The following is a 21233-nucleotide window of genomic DNA, read 5'->3' as shown; positions in this document are numbered from 1 at the left end:
TTCGTTACTATGAATATATGTCGCCCTACAGGGCTTTAAATTGAAAATCTATATAAAATAGGAGATATCCCTCCATGCTTATTTTTCCCATGTATCGGTACGGAAAGAACTAACAGGCAAACCGTCATGGAAGAGGTCACCTTGTACCCAGTTCTTAAAGGCATAGCGAACAGCAACCGGCTTTTTCACCTTATCGCTCTTCACATAGACACGATTGCGTGAGGTCCATGTCTTGGCAGGATAAAAGACCTTATCCTCACCTGCAACCTCAAACAAATCACTTGAAGGACCATTCTGGAAATATACCCATTCTTTACTTCTGTCAAAAGCTACAACAGCGGTATCATTATTAAATTCAACATGACTATATGTTGCAAAATCAGGAAGTCCTTGCACCTTATAAGTATTAGACAGAGCCAACACTGCTAATCGTTCTCCTGCCTCACGCTTCTTGCGAGGATGTATACCATATTCTAATCCTGCATCCATCAGTACAGCCATACGACTATTAGGAACCATCTTCTCTACCATAGCCTGCTGCTCGCGAAGAATAGCACTGTTATAATCCCACTGAATAAGATCATAATTATAAGGAGCTATCTGACAGTAATAGAATGGGAAATCTCCTTGATTCCAATCTTTACGCCATCCCTTGATCATCGTAGAAAACAAGTCAGCATAATTGCCGGCACGATTTACATTATCTTCTCCTTGATACCAAATAGCACCCTTCAGCGTATAACCAATGAGTGGTCGAAGCATACCATTATAAAGAGCTGTAGGACAACGTTGTTGTTTCTTATCAACATCTTCTTGACTCCATGGTAGAGTAACTGTTGGAAAATCTTTCTTCAACCAGTCTTTGGCCATCCAAGCCTCACAAGCACTACCACCAAAAGCGGTTACGATGAGTCCTACAGGTACATTAAGGTTCTTACGAAGTGCTTTCCCGAAAAAGTATGCAGTTGCACTAAACTGACGAATAGAAGCAGACGAAGCCTCCTCCCACTTACCAGATACAGAATCTATCGGTGATAACTGTGGATTGCGCTTCACCGTGAAAAAATGAAGATTGGCATCGGCGCCGGTCATGATTTCTTCTATCGCACCAGCTACAGGTTGCCCTTTGAAGCCCTTCATTGGCATCTCCATATTACTTTGTCCACTACATATCCACACCTCACCAATGAGAATGTTCTGCAGTTGGGTTTTATCGCCATCATCAAAGGTAATCGTATAAGGTCCACCTGCTACAGGTGTATTGACCTGCAACTGCCACTTACCATCCTGACCAACAGTCGTGGTATAAGTTTTACCATCCCATGAGGTTTTAACTTTCAAGTGCTTTTCTGCACGGGCTGTTCCCCACAGATTACAAGCACTCTGCTGCTGTAATACCATGCCGTCACTAAAGAATCTCGGCAGTTTTACCTCGGCTCTTGCTGCTAATGAAGCCAAAAGCACCATAGCCGATAACATATATTTCTTACTATTCATATTTCAAAATATTTAATGGTCCTAACAATCCTGCAGGAAGCAATTGGTCTCCCTTCATACGATACTTTGCATTTGTCCAAATATGAGCATAAGGTGCCTTGCCTTTTTCTGCTCCATTCAGTGCATTTGCCCAAGTATTTACTACTTCTATACGAAGGGTATTCTTACCCTTTCGCAAGGCTTTACCGATATGAACTTGATAAGGTGTAGTCCAAGCTGTTCCACAATCTATATCGTTGATGTATACATGAGCAATATCGCGCACTTCACCTAACTGCAAATAGATTTGCTGGGTAGAAGTAATTTTATTATTATATTTAAAGTCAGTGGCATAAACTGCAGTGCCACTATAATATTTCACCTGCTCATCCGTATCTTTTGACCAATCAAGCAACTGCTTTGTAACCTTCTTTTTCCCATTTTCTAAAAACTCTATCTGCCAAGTTTTTGGCGTTAAAGGAATATCGGTTCGTACCTTCGTACGAGGGTTCAACTCTACAAGTTCACGGTCACCTGTCACCGGATCTATACAGTACATCTTCCCATCTGCTTTATCACAAATAAAGAATAGAGACTGATAAGGTTCGAAATGAGCTTTACTCCGTGAGCCTCCACGATAGCTCCACTCAATATCACGAACTTCATTTTTTTGATTCGTCAAGAAATAGATTTCTTGATTTATTGAAGTACGATGAGCAAAACCAATACCTTCAGGCAATTCTACATCGCGCGGCAAACCATACTGTGCAAAATCTTGCTGCTGATATGGCTGATCAATAACAATGATGCCCGCCCGACGACATGCATCTATCTTAGTTTGCACTTCAGCTGAATACCCCTTAAAACTAGGATCCATCTTCGTTTTTCCTGGCAAAACTAAAACTCGATAGCGGATACCACCAGGCATGACAAGGCAGCCCTTTTCGATTTTCGCCTCAGTAAGTAGAGCATCTTTATTCATAGAGTCATAGTGATAACCATGCAAAGCATTTACCCAGTCTTTCATATCGATAATACCAGCAGAATGGTTTACACCTACAGGACTTTCTTCCATCGGTTCGCCCACATTGGCCAAACGTACTTGTTCACTGGCTACTCGATTTTGTCCGAATATACCTGGCAACATGGGAACCAAACGATCTGGAGTCAAAGCTCTACTTGGCATTTCCTCACCGGTAAAGACTGCAATATCAACTACAGGAGTACCCTCTTGCAAGAGTTGCTGACAACGGGTCACGTAATCAACCATAGCTCTACTTTCTTGATACCATGTATTATCTCGCTGAAAGAAGTAACCAATACCATCTAACGTCATACCTGGCTTTCTATCCATCCATGGGTTATGCGTATTCACATGGAAGAAAAGTTTATTCATACCAAGCGCAAAATGACGATCAATCAGCGGTTTTACCATAGCTGGGGTCTCATCCCAAACTCCACGGACTTCAGTCAGACCTTCGGCCTGAACAATATTTTTACCATAAATATGAGCACCACTAATAGCATCAAGCATATCATTAGGCTTATCATGAGTTGGTGAATTCAACCAAAATTCACCCATCGGATTATCAGCATATTTATAATGCTCTAATCCATCGGCGATAAAAGTTGGAGCAATACTCTCCTGCGTAACCTTTCTCCAATGAATATGACCTCGCTCTTCAAGACGCTCAAAGAAAACATCATTCACTAAATCGTTTATCGTCAAACGGATATCCTTGAGTACCTTTTCACTCTTCTCTGCTGATTCCACAGGAATGCCAGCATAAAGTGGAAGATAAGGTATCAGATCATAACCTCTACGTAATTTAAACTCCTTAGCAAAATCACGTCCCCAGTTCTGTGTTCCACATTCCCAAGAATCGATATGCAAATACTTGACTACCGAACCGTGTGGACGATCCAAAAATCTTTTATACCAATGATCAAACTGCTTATCAACAGCCTCTTCATTAAACTTATCCACCTCGAGACCTTTTCCACCACCAGCAGTAGCATTCATCTGCCCGGTAGAAGTATGCCCAAAACGAAGTATACGATAATACTTAGATTTTGTTGATAACTTAGTAATAATCTGATTATCTTTTAGTTGTAAAGGTATAACTTGCTGCAATGCAATACAATCAGCATCGGTTAATTCTTCAGAAGTTGTAGCTTCAGCCACACGCCACGATGCACCCGATTTACCTTCCCACTGATTTACTTTAGCCTCTCCAGAAAGGAGTATATCTTTAAGTTTTAAAACTGGTTTCCACTTAGCAGGATCAAGATCCTCAGAACCCGGTTCCGAACCATCAACAGTCCAATCAAACCTAAAATAGCGCGCCATAGTAGCAGGTATCGCATAAGTAAAACCCGGACCAGAACTTTGCCATCCCTGACGTGCAGGATTAATCTCTTTCACCGTCCAGTAATTTACGCCATCATTAGACGCCTTCAATACCCAACGTTGAGACTGGACATTATTTCCTGATGGTAAAATGGTAAGAGAGCGAACCGTTTCTATCTGACCTAAATCATAGACCAAAGAAGCTGGTTTACTGGCACGATAGGTTCCCTTTTCATTCTGGGACATATCACCCAAGAGCTGGATATGCTTAGGTTGATAACACTTCGTAACATTCAAGTTTTTAACCGGAATAGCAAAAGCCGCAATATCCTCATAATACCCCTGATAAGATTCTGGCTGGCGAAGTGTCAAGTCTCGGAGAGACTTAACCGATACGATGGTATCTGTCCACACCACTTTCTGCATGCTTTCAGCAGGTGTAATCCAAGGTCCACCAGCCAGTGCAAAGCCATCGCTAATATGGATACCCATATCGAGTTTTAAGGAATCAGCTTGCTGGAAAGCATAATCTACCATTTCCCAAAAGGTAGGAGTAAGCTGATCAGCCTGCCCTCCATACTCAGGCCTCACTTTACTATCACGGATAGGCATCAGGTAACATCCCCCCAAACCTATCTGTTTCATCCCAACTAAATCGGCATGAATTCCCGGTTTAGAAACGGCACCATACATCCAGTACCAAAACGTCCAAGGCTTGGTATTATCTAAAACTTGGGCTTTTGCCTCCAAACTTCCTGTCAAAGAAAGAGTGGTTGCAAAAGCCAATGTTGCGATAGATTTATATTTCATCAAAATGCTGAAACTATGTTAGTCGAAAATAAATGCGATTAAATAATCTCGATTAGTCGAATTTCAAGTCAACAACAACAGTCTTGCTGCTTGTCGACCAATATGGCTGTGCGGAAGGACCATTCAAATCAGTTGTATTTACCTTATTACGAACAGCCGGAATTACCTGCAAGATAGAGATACCTGTTGCTGGAAGTTCATAGAGAATATGGTCACGACCATCACGAGGCTGGTAAACTCCGATATTCGATGCATTCTGAATAGCCTTGATACCAATCTTTCCTTCCTCGGTAGTAAGCTGCATCCAGTCTACTTGAGCAAAATAGCCTTTAAATTCAGGATATTCCCAAGATTCACCAGGAATAGGATCATTATAAGCATTCTGCCAATAGCCATACTGAGGACCATCTAAACGATTCTGCCATACACGATATGGCCCCTGTCCTACCCATGCCTTACTCTTGACCTTGCTTTCTGGATAATCAAATGCGATACCCATCAAATCTACGACACCATTAAAATCATATTCGGCCTGCATACGTACACTTCCATCTTTCTGGAAAAGATAATCTACATAATGAAGTGTACCATAATCATAACTTACACGAAGAGTTTTACCTGCAGCAGTATCGAGCCACGTCATACCATGGAAAGCACCTTGATCGGCATATTCTGTATACTGAGTTTTCTTCTTCTCGGCATCCTGATCATCATGATTATAAAACTGGTCGAAACTTCTATCACTTCGTTTAGCTGCGACAAAACGTGGACCGTTAGAGAGTGATATGGTACGACCACCAACCATTACCTTCTCTAATCTACCATTCTTTTTGCTATAATAATAAGTACGCTCTCCAGCCTTTACCAATAGCTCATCGACTGTTTCTGAAGTTGAGACTTCCGAAGCTACAGCAGAGTTCACCGCTGCCGATGGCTGAACCTTAGTACTCCAGGTCATGATAGTATCGCCATGATGGTCTACAGCTGTCAGTTCCACTGCAGAAGTTGATGCAGGGATATTCTTTAAGACGACAACGCTGCTATCTCCTGGTTCTACATGAGGCGCTTCCAAATTACCTTTCTTCAGTACTTTCACCTGACTATTTCCCCATGAAGGCAATTCCAGGCAACGATAAGTAAACTTACAATCCTTGAGATTGACAAAATTGTATGTATTACGAAGAGTGTAAGCGATATCCTTACCCTGAACCGATGCTGATACTTGAACAGGACTCCACACCTCTTTAATCGTATAGTACGAACCCTCTTTCTCAAAGTGAGGACCAACAATACCATCGGCACCAAAGTTACCTACACAGTCTACGATATTATTCAGGTCAGTACGAACCACACCTTCATCAGCTAAGTCCCAAAGGAAACCACCGGCACAACGAGGATTATGCATCATAATCTGCCAATAATCCTTCAAACCTGCACCGTGTCCACCATCATAAAGACCATGCAGGAATTCTGTTGGCATAAAAATTTCAGGCTGACGCATATACTCTAAAGTCTCACCCCAAGAGCGATAATGCTTCGTTTCAAAACCATTACGATTGGCCCATGGATAGAGTACTACACGGTTCTGCTTATCCCAACGACCAAACTCAGAATCAAGTTCATAATTAAAACCGCCCTCATTACCATTGCTCCAGAAGATAATACTTGGATGATTCTGATCACGTGTTACCATTTCCTTCACCAATTGCTGTCCGATAATGGTAGTATGTGCCCAATGCCATCCGCTCAACTCACTCTCTACATAGAGACCTAAAGAGTCACAAGCCTCTAAAAATTCCGGATCTGCAGGATAATGGCTCAATCGAACAGCATTCATATTCATACTCTTGATGAGCTTTACATCCTCTATATTCTTTGCTTTACTGAGCGTTCTACCAGATTCAGGACGGAAGCTATGGCGATTTACGCCCTTAAAAATAACTTTTTTGCCATTGATATATACACCATCATGCTGACGATATTCGATAGTACGAAAACCGAACTTTTGACGTTCGCGATGTAGTATTTTTCCTGTGTTATCCTGTAATGTAAATACTGCTGTATAAAGATTTGGAGTTTCTGCTGTCCATAGAGACGGACGATTAACCTTAAAATCGACCAAGGTCTGATCATTTCCTCGTACTTCTGAGATATTCGATGCAACTACTTTACCTTTAGAATCTACTATTTCTGTTTTAATCTTACCACCAGCCTGCAAACCGCGACTTAAGAAGCAGTCGGCAGTAAACCGTCCATCCATCTTTGCATCAATAGCGACACGATCGATGTTATAAACAGGTTTAGCTACGACAAAAACAGGACGAATAATACCACCAAAGTTCCAATAGTCAGCTCTGCGCTCTGCCATATTAACCTGACTGTTCTCGCTTTCCTTACTTACTTCAACCTCGATGGTATTCTTATGTTTGCCAAAGAAGATTCTGTCAGTTACATCATAAACGAAACGATAGAATCCTCCCTGATGCAAACCATTGCCAGCCTTACGACCGTTGATTTTTACCTTAGCATCTGTCATAACAGCCTCAAACACCAATTGAATTTGGTTGCCCTGCCATTCTGCCGGAAGATAAAAATCATATTTATAATAACCCTTTTCGTTAGCGATACCCTCTGGCTTTGGTATGCCATAGAAGCGCATACCATACTGATATGTGCCAAAACCCTGAAGTTCCCAGCAAGAAGGCACACCGATTGTTGTCCACTTACCTGAGTTTTGACCATCTGTACACTTGAAGTTCCACTTCACCATGTCATCACAACCATGACCAGAAAGGTACTGTCTGCGAGTTTCAACACTTGTTTGTGCAGAAGCAGACAACATAGATATCATTAATCCTGTAAAAAGAAAAATCCGTCTCATACTTGATAGACGGATTTCTATTGGTTTTGTCCCTAAAGAATAGGAGTTTTTACGTTTACTGTGAGATACGAATGCGCAAGGTATGCTTTTTAGTCTTATCAATAGCATATTTCTTGAGAACACCCGGACCACACGAGCTATTGCCTAAACCTAAAACGGCACAATCGATGTGAAGATAGGTGGCATCAGATTCCTGAAGTTGATAGTCAAACTTAGCTTGGAGCATATCGGTTGGCGAATAGTGTAGTGCTTCAAAACTGAATGGAGCATCAAGTGCCTCCACTCGGATTGTTTTACCCGACTTCGTCTGAAGAACAACCAAAGAACACTGCTCATGATTACCATTATCCTGCGGACGTGGATAATGAGTATACTGCTTGGTAACAGTGCTTTTCCAAAGCCCAATGGTAGCCGACTGTAGACGATCAGGATAAGTATCCCACGGACCCAGTCCATACCATTGCAACTGCTCATATACTTTAGGAAGGGTAATAACCATACCCAAACGAGGGAGCTCTGGAAGCGTACCTCGACATTCATAAGTTTGTGTTATATCGATAGAACCATCAGTATTCTTATGCTGATCTGTAGTAACCAAAATACTTCCTGCAACATAGCGATATTCTGTTTGCGTATCAGATAATCTAACTACCTGAGGAGAATCCAGACGATTCGCTTTCCAGTCTTTGTCGAGCCAATTACCAAAGCCTTTATCATTATCGGTACGGGCACGGAAGGCATCAAGGCGAACTTGAGCAACAATTTGGTCTAAGTTTTCTAAAGATGTATTTCTCCCCCTTGTACCCATCTGCTTAGCTGACTTTGCTATTATCTTTTGCCATCGTTCAGCTGCTTCCAATAACGCTGGAGACAAAGCAATCTGCTGGGTATAAATCTGCTGCCCCTGACGAGTTATAGAATAAAGAATGCGAACATCATTCTTCTTGCTGTAAGCATAATCTGTAATTCGAGCCAAAAGTACACTGTCTCCTGGAGCTACATTCGGCAAAGTGAGATGTTTCACCTTTTTACTTACCCCATCCTCCTGTATTGCATACGTAGCTTGATAAGCATTAAGCGGAAGATGTGAACTATGATTATAGATCCAAATTTCACCACCTTTCTGACGAATCTGTACAGGAGAATAGACATGTTTTACCTCTTCATATTTAGCATTAGTCTGGCGATCTGCGAAAACGACACCATTCAAACTAAAAGCGCCCGAACTTGGTTTATCACCAAAACCACCACCATAGAGCATACCTTTACCCTTTGCATAAACACCCTGATCTACCCAATCCCAGATAAAGCCACCCAACATACGTGGATGAGAATAGATTTCATCCCAGTATTCCTGGAAATTGCCTAAGGCATTACCCATTGCATGAGCATACTCACTTGTCAAGACAGGTCGGGTATCATTCTTTCGCTTAGCGATATCAAGCAGATGCTCCCATCGTAAATTCTCAGCACGCTCCTGACCAGAACCCTCAGCTACATTCGGATTGAGATATTCTTGTTTTACACGTGGATAAAAACGGCTGATAACATCAACACATGATGGATCGGTATAAGGGAATGTTTGTTCATCATACGATAAAGTATCCCCCCAAGCCTCCAACTTATCTGCTGGCAAATAAGGAGTCTGTGCACCTTCATAATGTACGAAACGAGTTGGATCGTATTCATGAGCCCAACCTGCCAAAGCGGCCTGATTAGCACCAAATCCACTTTCATTACCTAAACTCCAGAAGATTATACTAGGATGATTCTTATCGCGCTCTACCATACGTACAAAACGGTCCATGTAAGCTTGATGCCAATCAGGGGTAGAGGCTAAAATGCCACGGGTACCATGACTTTCGATGTTAGCTTCATCAAAGAGATAAAGACCTGCACTGTCGCAGAGTTCATACCAACGAGGCGTATTCGGATAATGACTCAATCGAACGGCATTAATATTTGCTGCTTTAAGCAAACGAATATCTTGCTGCATACGTTCTTCTGTCATCACTCGAGCTGTATAAGGATCATGTTCATGGCGATTAACACCACGGAGACGAACCTGCTGACCATTCACTAAAAAGCGACCGTTATCAATCTGCAGATAACGAAAACCTATTTTTTGTTGCGCACACTGCAGTATATGTCCAAGAGAATCGGTCAGTTGAAGTTCTAACTGATAGAGATAAGGAGTCTCAGAAGTCCATAGTTTCGGTTGATTTACAGTCATCGCAATACGTCCAAACTTACGTTCTCCTCGTTGAGGAAACCATTCGTTCATACCAGCTGCCTTATAAGTCAAGTTCAGTACATCAGCAACATCTACATGACTTCGCCCTACCTCCTGCCCCGATGCATCCTTGAGTATAGCCTGCAACTGACAACCATCACCTGTTTGGGTACCATACACACGAAAATCAGGATTGATGAGAAGTGTCCATTTATCGAACGATGGCTTCAATGCTGACGTAGCATTCCCATAATAACGTGCAACGATATTCGAAGGTAAGGTACGAATAGCATAATCACGTAACTGTATATCTGGAGTATGGAAAATAGTAACATCACGATGAATGCCTCCAAAACGCCAGAAATCCTGATCTTCAAGATAACTACCATCACAATATTTATAAACCTCGATGGCAATTTGATTCTGACCAGCCTGCAAATAAGGGGTAATATTAAATTCTGATGCCCCCATAGCATCTTGACTATAACCTACTCGTTGACCATTAATCCACACATAATAGGCACTCTGTACACCATCTAAACGAAGATAAGTCTGTCCGCTCTGCTTCCATGAAACAGGAAGCATAAAAGTACGACGATACTGTCCTGTAGGATTACGCTCCTCATAAGTAGTCCAATCCTTTTTAGGGGATTGAGTCACATAAGGTGGAGCAATCTTAAAGGTATAACCAGCAGACATATAGAGAGGAGTACCATACCCATTCATCTCCCAATTGGCTGGCACCTTTAAGGTTTTCCAACTTTTGTCGTTGAAATCAACACGATAGAAATCTTTAATGCGTAGCTCTGGATTCTTGGTCCACTTAAATTTCCAAATGCCATTAAGCGACAACTGACTATCGCCTATCTTCTGTTGATAAGGTAAAAAAGCAGAACGAGCTGGTTCCCGATTGATTTCGAGTATATGGTGATTTTCCCAATCCTGCACCTGGGCTATAGCCACCAAAGGCAGAAAAGTGAATAATAAAGAGATCCCTTTTCTCATATCTAAACTTTTTATGTTTATTATTTTATATCAGTACTGTTTTTACTGTATCAAAACTACACAAATATTATATTTAACAGCAGTATCATTTATTGTACTTCTAATGTTTCAAATTCAAGTTTACCTGCATTTGAAAGAATAACTTGATATACACCTGCGTTAATCTGAGTTGCTGTCGTTGTGCTCACTGTCTTAAACTTCTTTGGAGTTGGCGGGAACGTTATCTCAGCATCACGCATAACGACATGCTTACTATCGATAACCCGAAGACGAGCCTTAACAGGAGCTCCTGTTACATTTTTATAACGGAAACGAAGAGCATACTCTTTTGCCACACCAGGAGTAATTTTCCATTGAGCTTTTGCAATCTGATTATATTTCACAGTAGGGAAAGCATCAGCAGACTGTGGCAACTTGTCCTTTGGATAAGTAGCCAACGTATCAGTATCAAGATTTGCCCAGTAATGTGAAGACAAAGTACTAGGTAATGGAGTAAAGTTTTCAACATTACCTTTTCGAGCTATAGCGAGAGCACTGATTACAGCTTCACCTACTTTCACCTCCGGAAAATCGATGACCAACTGACCATTCGTCACACGAACCTCTACAGTATATTTGTAAGCTCCTGCATAACCAGCTTCAGCCCATAAATCAACATCATGAAGTACAGTATTACCATTAATAGCAACATCAAAGATGCGTTCACCTTCACAATCCATTTTAGCTCCATAACGTGCCCCCCACCATGGCTCTGCCATATAAAGCTCCACACGGTACAAACCATCAGGAACTGCAAAATGATAGTTCAGACGATGACGGCCCCAACGATAGGTTTGGAAAAGAGCATCATCTGTTGTACCATGAATATCGTCATTTATACGTCCTTGACTGGCCATGAATGGATTTAAACCAAATTGCTGTGACCATGACGAAGAATAAACGGTATCATCTTGCATCCATAACTGGCCATACTGATCTGTGTAAGCATCACCACCACAGTTGATACGATAGAGATAAGTATAATCTTGCCTTCCCTTCAAATCAACCGGATGACGGTCGGCTGCCGTTGGAGTCAACGTATCCGTTTCTGCAGGAGTAAAAGAGTTACGATACGCATAGAAAAGTTCAGTAGGCTGTTCCCAAGGGGTTAGTAAACCTTTATAATTAAAAGGTCCCACCTTGTCTATCATACGAAACGCCTCATCAGGCTGTACACGTCCAGGATTCTCATGGCTCACGAATACCCACTGAAAATGTCCACATACACTATCACGAACAGAAAGTGCTTTTTGACTCTTGAGCATCAGCAGTTTTAAAGCAGAATCTTCTGAATACTTATGCGAACCACGAAGTCCAAAAGTACGCCATGCACCATATTCCCCATTAAGCAACTGATTAGGTTGCATTAATTCTTTATCGTAATGATCAGCAGTTCCACCATAAGTACCACTCCAATTTTGAATCACATTCCAATCAGTTCCTTCACCACCATTACAAGTAGTAATAGCACGCTGATCTTGACAAGTAGGATCCATTTCACGAATGATAGCACTGCATTCCTCTGCAAATTCCTTAGGTAAAATACTTTCATTTTGCAAGCCCCAGAGAATAACACTCGGACTATTACGACGCTCTTTAATCCACTGACGTAATTTGGACTTAAAGGCTTCACGGAATTGAGGAGTATCATACCAGATATGAGCTGAGAACTGACTCCAGAAAAGCATACCTTGTTCATCAAGCAACTGCTGATAATAAAGATGATGTGGCTGATGGGCCTCACGGAAAGCATTAAAGCCAGCCTGACGCATCATCTTAACACGGGCCGCCACCTGTTCTTTGCTGAAGGCATGACTGGCTCCAAAAAGATGTTCATAATCACAGGTACCATTGATAAAGACTTTTTTCCCATTAAGAAGGAAGACATTCGCACTTCCATCTTTGCGATGCAATGGCCATGAGATAGAACGGATACCAAACTCTGTATTGATTTCATCAGTCGTTGTTCCTCCCTCACGTTTAATCATTGATGCTAAACGGTAGAGATATGGATCATCAAGGCTCCATAGATGAGGATTCACGATAGCCGTCTGCTGACGAATAGTCTTGGTCTCACCAGCTTCCAGGTGTACTTTCTCTGTCAAGCGGAAATAGGTCTTACCACTCGATAAATTAAGTTTATTTACCAATTCGATATCAACAGGCTTACTGCTATAGTTTTTCACATCTGTATCAACAAAGACACTATCACAAGCAGCATTGTTCCAAATATGTACGCCAAATGGTTCTATACGAACTTCATCCGTCTCGATTAAAGTAACAGGACGGTAAATACCAAATGGCTGCGAACCTTCACTAAAGCCCCACTCTGAAGAACATCCGCCACAAACCCATGGAGATGCTGTCTGATATGCAGGATGATCTACGAGTACTTCCAATTGGTTTTCACCAGACTTGATATATGATGTTACATCAAGAGTATAGGTCGTTCTACCTACCAGTTCTTTCTTATAAGTATGGCCGTTGAGAGTAACCGTAGCATAAGTACCTACTCCCTCAAACTGAATAAAATACTGTTTACCTTCTTGTTTTGCTAGTGTAAACACTTTTTTATACACAGCAGAACCATGTAGATTTCCATGTTTCAGCTGGCGATAGCCATAATAATCATCCAGGTTATTTGGTAGATTACACTGCATCACACCCATCTTCTTCGTAATAGAGTCTTCAGAAGTCTTCAAGAAGCGAACCTGCCAATTCTGATCTAAACTAACCAACGTACGTTTACCCTTCTTGTCTGGTTCTGGGAAATCCACATTCGAGCGTCCCATAGGAGCACTGGTAGCCACTGCTATACCACGCTGACCTTCACGATTCACCGCACAATAAAAGTGGTATACCACTCCACCATGCTTCACGACACAACTCTTATGAGCAAAAAGATTATCATACGGTTTGGTTGGATATACTAAATCTGCACCCTTCCAATCCTGCCAATGAATTAAGTCTTTACTGACAGAGAATGTATTATAGGCGTCATATTTACGTTCCGGATTATATGCCGAGAAATAAAACATGACATAAAAAGGATCTTTGTCGATGTTTTTATCTGACATACGTACAATTTGAGCATCACCAGTAATAATGCCTGGCGCCTCATGGAAATATACAGGATTTCCCCCGTATCTCTCCCACTTCTTCAAATCATTACTCAAAGCTATTCCGATACGCTCGGCTTTCATGTTATTAGCAGGATTTATTCCACCTGCATTATAAAACATGATGAACTTCTTACCCAACTGTTTACGTTTATCAAGATAGATGGTACTCTTATACTGAACCAGCTTCTCCCACCACTGTACATCCTTATCGAGAATACTCAACAAAGGTGTATCTGAAGAATTCCATTCATGCGCCTGAGTAATAGAAGATTTTGTCCACGCCATACCTATATTCAAAGGTTCACGAACGGCTTCATATCCCGTACCATGTCCACCAATATACGTCATCCAATGCTTGCCGCGATAAGACTGCATTTCATAACTTCCACCCCAAGTCCAATCTATGAGTGATGGAAATCCTCCTCGCTGATTCATATCCCAACCACTGTCCTTATAAGACAACAATCGACCTAAGGTTTTCCAATGTAACAGATCATCACTTTCTGCCATCCAAGTTTCATACCCTCTACCATCTAATCCACTTTTGCCATTATAGCATACATAGGTCATATACCATTTGCCATTTTCTTGATAAACGGTAGGACAGTCTATCTGATGATAGGTATCCTGAGGGGCCACCACCATACCATACTTATAAGGTGACTTTACTTCTTGATAGATTCGTTCCATTGCCGCAGAAGACATGACCTGAGCATGAAGAGCCTCAGGAAGGAACAAAAGAAGAAAAATAATCGATTTTGAAAAAGATTTCATACTATATTGTATATGTAAAGAACGACAAGCGAGTTGATGAACGCATCAACCGACTTGTCGTTCCTTTATATTTTAATAGAATAACCAGTCGATGGCTTTATCAGCTCCAGACAGACCTACTTCACGAGGTTTTATCTTATCTGAAGTGTAACCCAATACCAGAATAATACCCTTTGGTAATAATAGAGTATGATGACCAGGTTTAAAGGAATATGGATGTACATTTACCTGTGGCATACCATCAATACGAATTGCTGATGTATAAGCAGGCTCAGCCTGTCCATATTCATTGGCTGTAGCATCTATCTCCAGTTTTGGAGCTTGTGCATATTTAATCTGGTCATCTCTGAAGTAACCTACTAGCAGTGTTACATTTTTATCACAAGTGAAATCAAGTTTGACAGCCTCTTGCCGCTGCTGATTTGTACTGAAGACATAAGCTTTCAAACCATCTAACTCTGGAGCATAATCGGTTACCACACTATCTAAATCAGAGAAAAGACGTACTCCTTTTTTCAAAGTAACCGTCTTAACATCTTTAGGAAGAGTTACCTTAGCAGGTTTCAAACTTCTTATTACCTCTTCTTTTTCAGTATAGGTACCAGCCTCCTTAGCTTTAAGCATAGCGATATTCTTCTTGAAATCTACGATTTCCTTTTCATAGACTGGTAACATCTCCTCCCAATGCTTGTATTTGCCATCATCACCTCCGATAGGAATTCTACGCATGGAAGTCTGCATACTGTTAGCATAAAGATAACTATCTTTTGTCAAATTTACCAATCGACGATAGTAATCCAAACTCTTTTCCATCAAAGGCAAAGCCGCATCCAGTTCCTTAATATCTTTACCCCACTTATAGTTGAGTACATGCAGAGCAGCCTTTACCTTCCAACCAAAAGCATAAGCAAAGGCCTGATAGCACAACATATCATTCTGGATACGCTTAAACTCATCTTTGTCAGAGGTAACTTGGCCGGCAACAGCATCTATTGCTGCAACAGCCTTATCCCCATGAGCCATTGCTTGCTCTATGATATCCAATGGCAACTCACCGTTATGAGCTTCATGCTTCCATTCCTTCTCAACATATTCTATGAGTTTTTCACCTTCAGGCCCACAACTTTCATAAAAGCCTGGATAGATCGTATATTTATAAGGATTGACAAGCTGTGCCATCTTCATACCCAAGAGTAAGGTTTGACGGTTACCCTCTGTAATACCAAAACGACGTAAGAGTTTTGGAGCAATTTCTCCACTTTCCTCATAAGCCTTACGGATACCATCACCTGTATTAGCTCCATATTTGGTATCGAGGATACCATCCCAATAAACGATTTCATCCTGACGATTACGATGACAGTTCCAAGCATAACGACCCCATGTCTGATACCACATCCAATCTCGGTCAAGCTGATTTTCACGCTTACCATCTGCTAGTTTATCTGCACTATAAGGCCAGTCCCAATATGAAGCCTGTGGATAAATATGAAGAGCATTAGCATGATGAACATTATGCATAGCTTGAGTAGCTTTCTGGACAAAATCAGGTGAAGACCAACGGAAAGGTTCCAGGTTGGCCAATACATGAACATTCTCAATATGTGTAGAACCCAAAGAAGCCAAGTCTGTGTGAATTTTAGCCCATGGACCACGTGGTTCATAAGTAGTAAGAGATTCTCCATTATACTTATGCATTGTATAAAGATTGCGATAGAGAGGCAATGCAGCATCCATCACCATCTTACAATCTGTATCGTGGGCACGAAGAAGCAAAGGTGGCTCATCAGTACGTCCCAAAGCTTTTAAACCATCTTTTACTCCTGGGATAATCGTTTTGGTAAACCATTCCACATCATCCTCATAAGTATCCATAGCTTCACCCAGACAAGCTAATAAACCTACATTCGGATACTTCTCGATAAAGGCTGCAATACTCTTACGGGTATAATCGCTAATGAGAGGAGTAATCGGACGGTGACGATCTTGTGTCTTCAAACCATAATGTTCTGCAAAAGGTTTACTCAAAAGAATATTATAAAACATCTGGATAACAAAGATACCACGCTTATCAGCTTCATGAGTAAGAAAAGAAAACATTTCTTCATTTTTCTTGAAGGTTGCATCGTCCACCTCTACAGCAAATGGATAATCTTTAAGCTTTACCAAAGAAGCAAACGGATGACCATTCCAAAGATAAAGTGAATTCATACGATTATCTACAAGCATATCCAGATACTTGATCCACTGAGCCTTATCATAGAACCAAGGGAAAAGTTCTGGGGTATACGGATATTCATATACCGCACGACCTGGAAGAAGATAAGGTTTCTGAATGCCCACGCATGAGCCTCGAAGAACCATCTCTGGTGCATCTTTGATTTCACGAGGTAAATTCAAACTTTTATGTTGCCGTACATAATCTGCAATCTCATTACAAGCATAGATTACACCAGTACCATCATTACCTATTACCAAGATACGTTTACCTTTGGTTAATATCGTAAAACCTTCTTTCTTCAAACCTACGGTATCTTTGGCTAGAGACAAATCGATACGATAATCACCCTTCTTGCCAACCACAGATTGATAGCCTAAAGCCGATAATTTCTTTTGCAAATATTGCGCAGCAAATTGTTCACGATTACCTGCTTTTTTACTCATCGCAATACCTACGGTCTGTGCCCAAGTGAGTGAGCTTACACCCAAAAGAACAACCGAAGCTATATACCTTAATGTTATCATGTCTTATTTCAACAGTTTTAAATTAATTTTTTTGTATGCAATACGCTCTCTACGCCAAGTATATACACAGTGAAGATTACCATCCTTACCCTGGATAATAGCTGGATAAGAATATTGGCTAACAGGACTATCCTCAAGTGTAAGAGAATGATGCCAATGTTCACCATCTTCGCTGACAGCAATACTCAATGGAGTACGAGGACCTTTCTTGGTACCCATCAAGGTTTCGAAATTATTATAAATAAGTACATGACGACCATCTTTCAAGGTAACAGCATCTGTACCACTTTGATTATTCTCAACCTCAGAGAGTTCTACTTTGCTCCAAGTTTCACCATTGTCTGAACTGTATGATTTCGCAAGTTTAGCATTATGACTACGCATCAAGACCATCAATCGACCATCCTTAAGCTGAAGAATACTAGGTTGGATACACTTAATAGGATGTACCTTTTGGTCATCGGTTAACACAGCATCCTCTGCTTCTATCGGACCAACATATTTCCATTCCTTGGTTTTAATATTATAGATTTCAACATGGAATTTCCACCAGTCACCCTCTGTACTTGAAGGACATAGCAAACGATCACCTATCAATACAGGCTTATTCTTTACAGGACCGATAAAACCCTTTGGTAACATTTCACGTTTGCTCCAGGTTTTACCACCATCCTTAGATTTAACAACCCATCCCTGCCAGTCAGAGATTTCCTCTGCTATCTTAAAGAAGCACCATATCTCTCCATCAGGCATAGTAAAGAGAACAGGATTCCAACAAGCTTTACGAGCTTTGTCTGTACTATTGAGTGGACGATGTAGATAATCATCTGTACCATCTGCAATCATCATTGGAGCCTCCCACTTATCAGCACCCTTTGGTTTTCTGCTTACCCAAATACATACATCAGGATTTTTCTCTTTTGTTCCACCAAAGTAAGCTGCAAGCAGGTCACCATTTTTCAACTCGGTTATAGTAGAGGCATGAGCCTGAGGGAAAGACGTATACTCATAGAGGAACTGATCTTCCATGAAAGCCTCATCCTTGACAGGCATCATCACATCATAAATATATCGACCACTTTCAACAGTCTTTCTGCTTCCATCTGGGAATACAAGTTCTGCATCTGTATTGACAGGCACCTCAACTTCCCAATGAACTTTCTTACCATCTTTTTTCCAATTACTAACCACCTTACCATATGGGGTAACATAAGAGGTATTAGCATGGAAGCAATTCGGTATTTCAAAACTTGGTTTTAGCAACAGATGCTTATAAGCGATACTATTCTTCTGCTGTTGGATACCACCTACATACTGATAGCACCAAGTTAGCAAATCGCCCAAAAGCATAACATGATTACCAGAATTCATTGCAGGATCAGCTTTATCGCCATTCCACAATTCCCAAATAGTAGTAGCTCCATTTTTAACCATATATCCCCAAGATGGATAAGTAGCATTGGTAGCCAACATCCAAGCAACATCAGCAAAGCCATGATCAGAGAGTCCTCTGAGCAACCAACTTATACCGATAACACCACAAGTAACATGACCTTTTCCTGGAGTGATAATATTGTCTACTATCTGCTTTACGATATCACTCTTTACACTATCAGGAACTATACCAAAAGCAAGTGGCAATAGATTAGCTGTAGCTGTATTATTACCATAATAAGTACTATCTGGATAAAGCACATGACCTGGACGAACAGAAGTGCCTTTCTTTACAGTCAGGTATTTTTTATTAAAAGCTTCAGTCATTTGAGTATACTGTTTTTTCCAGTAAGCTGCATCTTCGGAAAGATTTTGTAATTGAGCAAATTGTTCCAACAACTGCATCACACGAACACCATAAGCTGTAGCGATGAGTGAACCATCGGTTACACGTTTAGGATCCTGACTGTGAATCAATTCCAATTTTTCAGGTGGTACACACCAATCACCATATTTATCTTTGGTAATAATACCATCCTGTGTATTTTCATCAAGCATATGAAGCATCCATTTCTTCATATACGGATAAGACTCTATGATCGGTTGCTTATTACCATACTGTCGATAAAGCATATCACAACCAAACGGCAAAGCAGCAGGCCACGTCATATCGTCGGTATAATAATTCCAAAAAGCAGGAGCAACATCTGGTATGACACCGTCTGAACGCTGAGACTCACAAATATCGCGCATCCACTTGGTGTAGAGGCGTTCATTGTCAAAGAGGAAACTTTCGCCCAAACTACCTACAGTACGGTCACCCAACCATGGCTGACGCTCATTACGTTGTGGACAATCTACAGGCATACCTTTATAATTATCTTTCACACCCCACCAGGCATTCTTCATAATTTGATTCAACAAGGTATCAGAAGTTTCAAAAGTGCCAATTGTAGTCATCTTATCGCCAACCATATAAGCTAAGAAATCCTCCTTCTTCGCATTTTTTACACCAGAAACTTCAACATAGCGGAAGCCATGATATACAAAAGTTGGACGCCAAATCATACCCTTTTCCTGCCCATTGCAGACATAGATATCCTCAGAATAGGCATTGCGAAGGTTATCACGATAAAGCGAACCATCCGCATTAAGTTTCTCTGCATATTTCACACGAATAGTATCACCCTTGACACCACGAACTTTAAATCCAACCCATCCTGCCAAGTTTTGACCAAAATCGAGGATATAGTTATTCTTATGCTTCTTTACAGATATCGGCTGACCATAAATTTCTTCGGTCATTGTAGGAAGCATATGTGATTTAAGAGTACCATCAGGAATTGAAGTACGATCAGCCTTACGCCATTTGCTATCATCAAAACCAACCTGATTCCATCCAGTTAACTGCATACGGGCATCATATTCCTCACCATCATACTCATTAGTATTACGAATAGGACCATTGGCTGAGAGCTTCCAGTCTGTATCCGTATTCCATCGTTCTGTCTTGCCATTAGCATACTCTACAAGAATGTTAATACGGCATTTTGGCAATCCGAAAACAGGAGCCTTATAATATTTTTCCTGACGCATAGGGAATACACGTCCAGCAGCCAATGAGATTGCTATAGCATTTTTCTGCTGAAGAAGAGAAGTGATATCATAAGTCTTATAGAGAATCGTTTTGCGATAATCTGTTGGAGAAGGAGTTAGTGCTTCATTTCCACCAACTTGCTGACCATTAACATAGAATTTGTAAAGACCAAAACCTGCTACATAAGCAAAGGCACGCTTCACTTCGTTTTTGGCTGCAAATTCTTTACGAAGATAGCGAACAGCAAGACGAGGATGAATACCACGGCACTCTCCTGGTTGAAGTTCCTCCAAGCCTATCCATCGGCCACCCCACTTTGACTCAGTAAGCAAACCGATGCTAAACTTCTGAACAGGGCTCCACCCTGATTTTCCTTTATTAGTAGCAACACGTGCCTTCCAATAAACCAACTGATTGCTTACCAGAGCTTTACCCTGATAAGCAATCGCTAATTGTTGGGCGCTCTGCACAGATGAACTGTTCCAAAGATCACCCTCATTATTATTCAATTTTGCTTCAGAAGAAGCAACAAGAATTTGATATTCAGTCTGTTTAACTTGCTTCTTATCTGATTTTATTTTCCACGAAAAATGAGGTTTCACGACATCTATACCCAAAGGATTAGTTAGATGCTCCACCTGTAAATCATAGATTTCTACTTGAGCTGCCTGAACAGTAAAGGCCCAGAACAACAAAGCTAAAAATATATTCAGTTGCTTCTTCATCATCTTCTATTGCGTTTTACCTGCGTACACTATGTAATATTT

The 21233-nt window shown here is 41.0% G+C and carries 7 protein-coding genes; all 7 read right to left on the bottom strand.

Annotation, left to right across the window (positions count from 1 at the left end; genetic code table 11):
* Positions 1-78: 78 nt before the first annotated feature.
* On the bottom strand, positions 79-1497 hold the full coding sequence (locus tag L6471_RS04960) for a sialate O-acetylesterase (RefSeq protein ID WP_039869959.1): 1419 nt from the start codon (positions 1495-1497) through the stop codon (positions 79-81).
* Complete coding sequence (locus tag L6471_RS04955) at positions 1490-4636, bottom strand: glycosyl hydrolase (RefSeq protein WP_237797501.1); 3147 nt, start codon at positions 4634-4636, stop codon at positions 1490-1492. The genes L6471_RS04960 and L6471_RS04955 overlap by 8 nt, the downstream gene beginning before the upstream one ends.
* Positions 4637-4688: 52 nt before the next feature.
* A complete protein-coding gene (locus tag L6471_RS04950; protein ID WP_237797500.1) occupies positions 4689-7517 on the bottom strand; it encodes a glycoside hydrolase family 2 protein in 2829 nt (942 codons plus the stop codon).
* Between the two features lie 55 nt (positions 7518-7572).
* The gene (locus L6471_RS04945) at positions 7573-10755 is read right to left on the bottom strand and encodes a glycoside hydrolase family 2 TIM barrel-domain containing protein (RefSeq protein WP_237797499.1); all 3183 of its coding nucleotides are present in this window, start codon (positions 10753-10755) and stop codon (positions 7573-7575) included.
* A gap of 89 nt (positions 10756-10844) precedes the next feature.
* A complete protein-coding gene (locus L6471_RS04940; RefSeq protein WP_404830168.1) occupies positions 10845-14621 on the bottom strand; it encodes a malectin domain-containing carbohydrate-binding protein in 3777 nt (1258 codons plus the stop codon).
* A gap of 141 nt (positions 14622-14762) precedes the next feature.
* Positions 14763-17435 (bottom strand): alpha-d-galacturonidase, encoded by a 2673-nt coding sequence (locus L6471_RS04935; protein WP_404830161.1) that lies wholly within the window; start codon positions 17433-17435, stop codon positions 14763-14765.
* Positions 17436-17438: 3 nt separating this feature from the next.
* Entirely contained in the window at positions 17439-21191 is a 3753-nt protein-coding gene (locus L6471_RS04930) for a family 78 glycoside hydrolase catalytic domain (RefSeq protein ID WP_027453128.1), read from the bottom strand.
* Positions 21192-21233 lie beyond the last annotated feature (42 nt).

It is taken from the genome of Segatella bryantii (assembly GCF_022024215.1).
Lineage (GTDB): Bacteria > Bacteroidota > Bacteroidia > Bacteroidales > Bacteroidaceae > Prevotella > Prevotella bryantii.
This window is presented reverse-complemented; position numbering and strand designations above follow the sequence as displayed.

Coding starts and splice junctions, on each gene's coding strand:
- L6471_RS04960 (WP_039869959.1), bottom strand. CDS start 1,497: ATGAATAGTAAGAAATATATGTTATCGGCTATGGTGCTTTTGGCTTCA.
- L6471_RS04955 (WP_237797501.1), bottom strand. CDS start 4,636: ATGAAATATAAATCTATCGCAACATTGGCTTTTGCAACCACTCTTTCT.
- L6471_RS04950 (WP_237797500.1), bottom strand. CDS start 7,517: ATGAGACGGATTTTTCTTTTTACAGGATTAATGATATCTATGTTGTCT.
- L6471_RS04945 (WP_237797499.1), bottom strand. CDS start 10,755: ATGAGAAAAGGGATCTCTTTATTATTCACTTTTCTGCCTTTGGTGGCT.
- L6471_RS04940 (WP_404830168.1), bottom strand. CDS start 14,621: ATGTCTTCTGCGGCAATGGAACGAATCTATCAAGAAGTAAAGTCACCT.
- L6471_RS04935 (WP_404830161.1), bottom strand. CDS start 17,435: ATGATAACATTAAGGTATATAGCTTCGGTTGTTCTTTTGGGTGTAAGC.
- L6471_RS04930 (WP_027453128.1), bottom strand. CDS start 21,191: ATGAAGAAGCAACTGAATATATTTTTAGCTTTGTTGTTCTGGGCCTTT.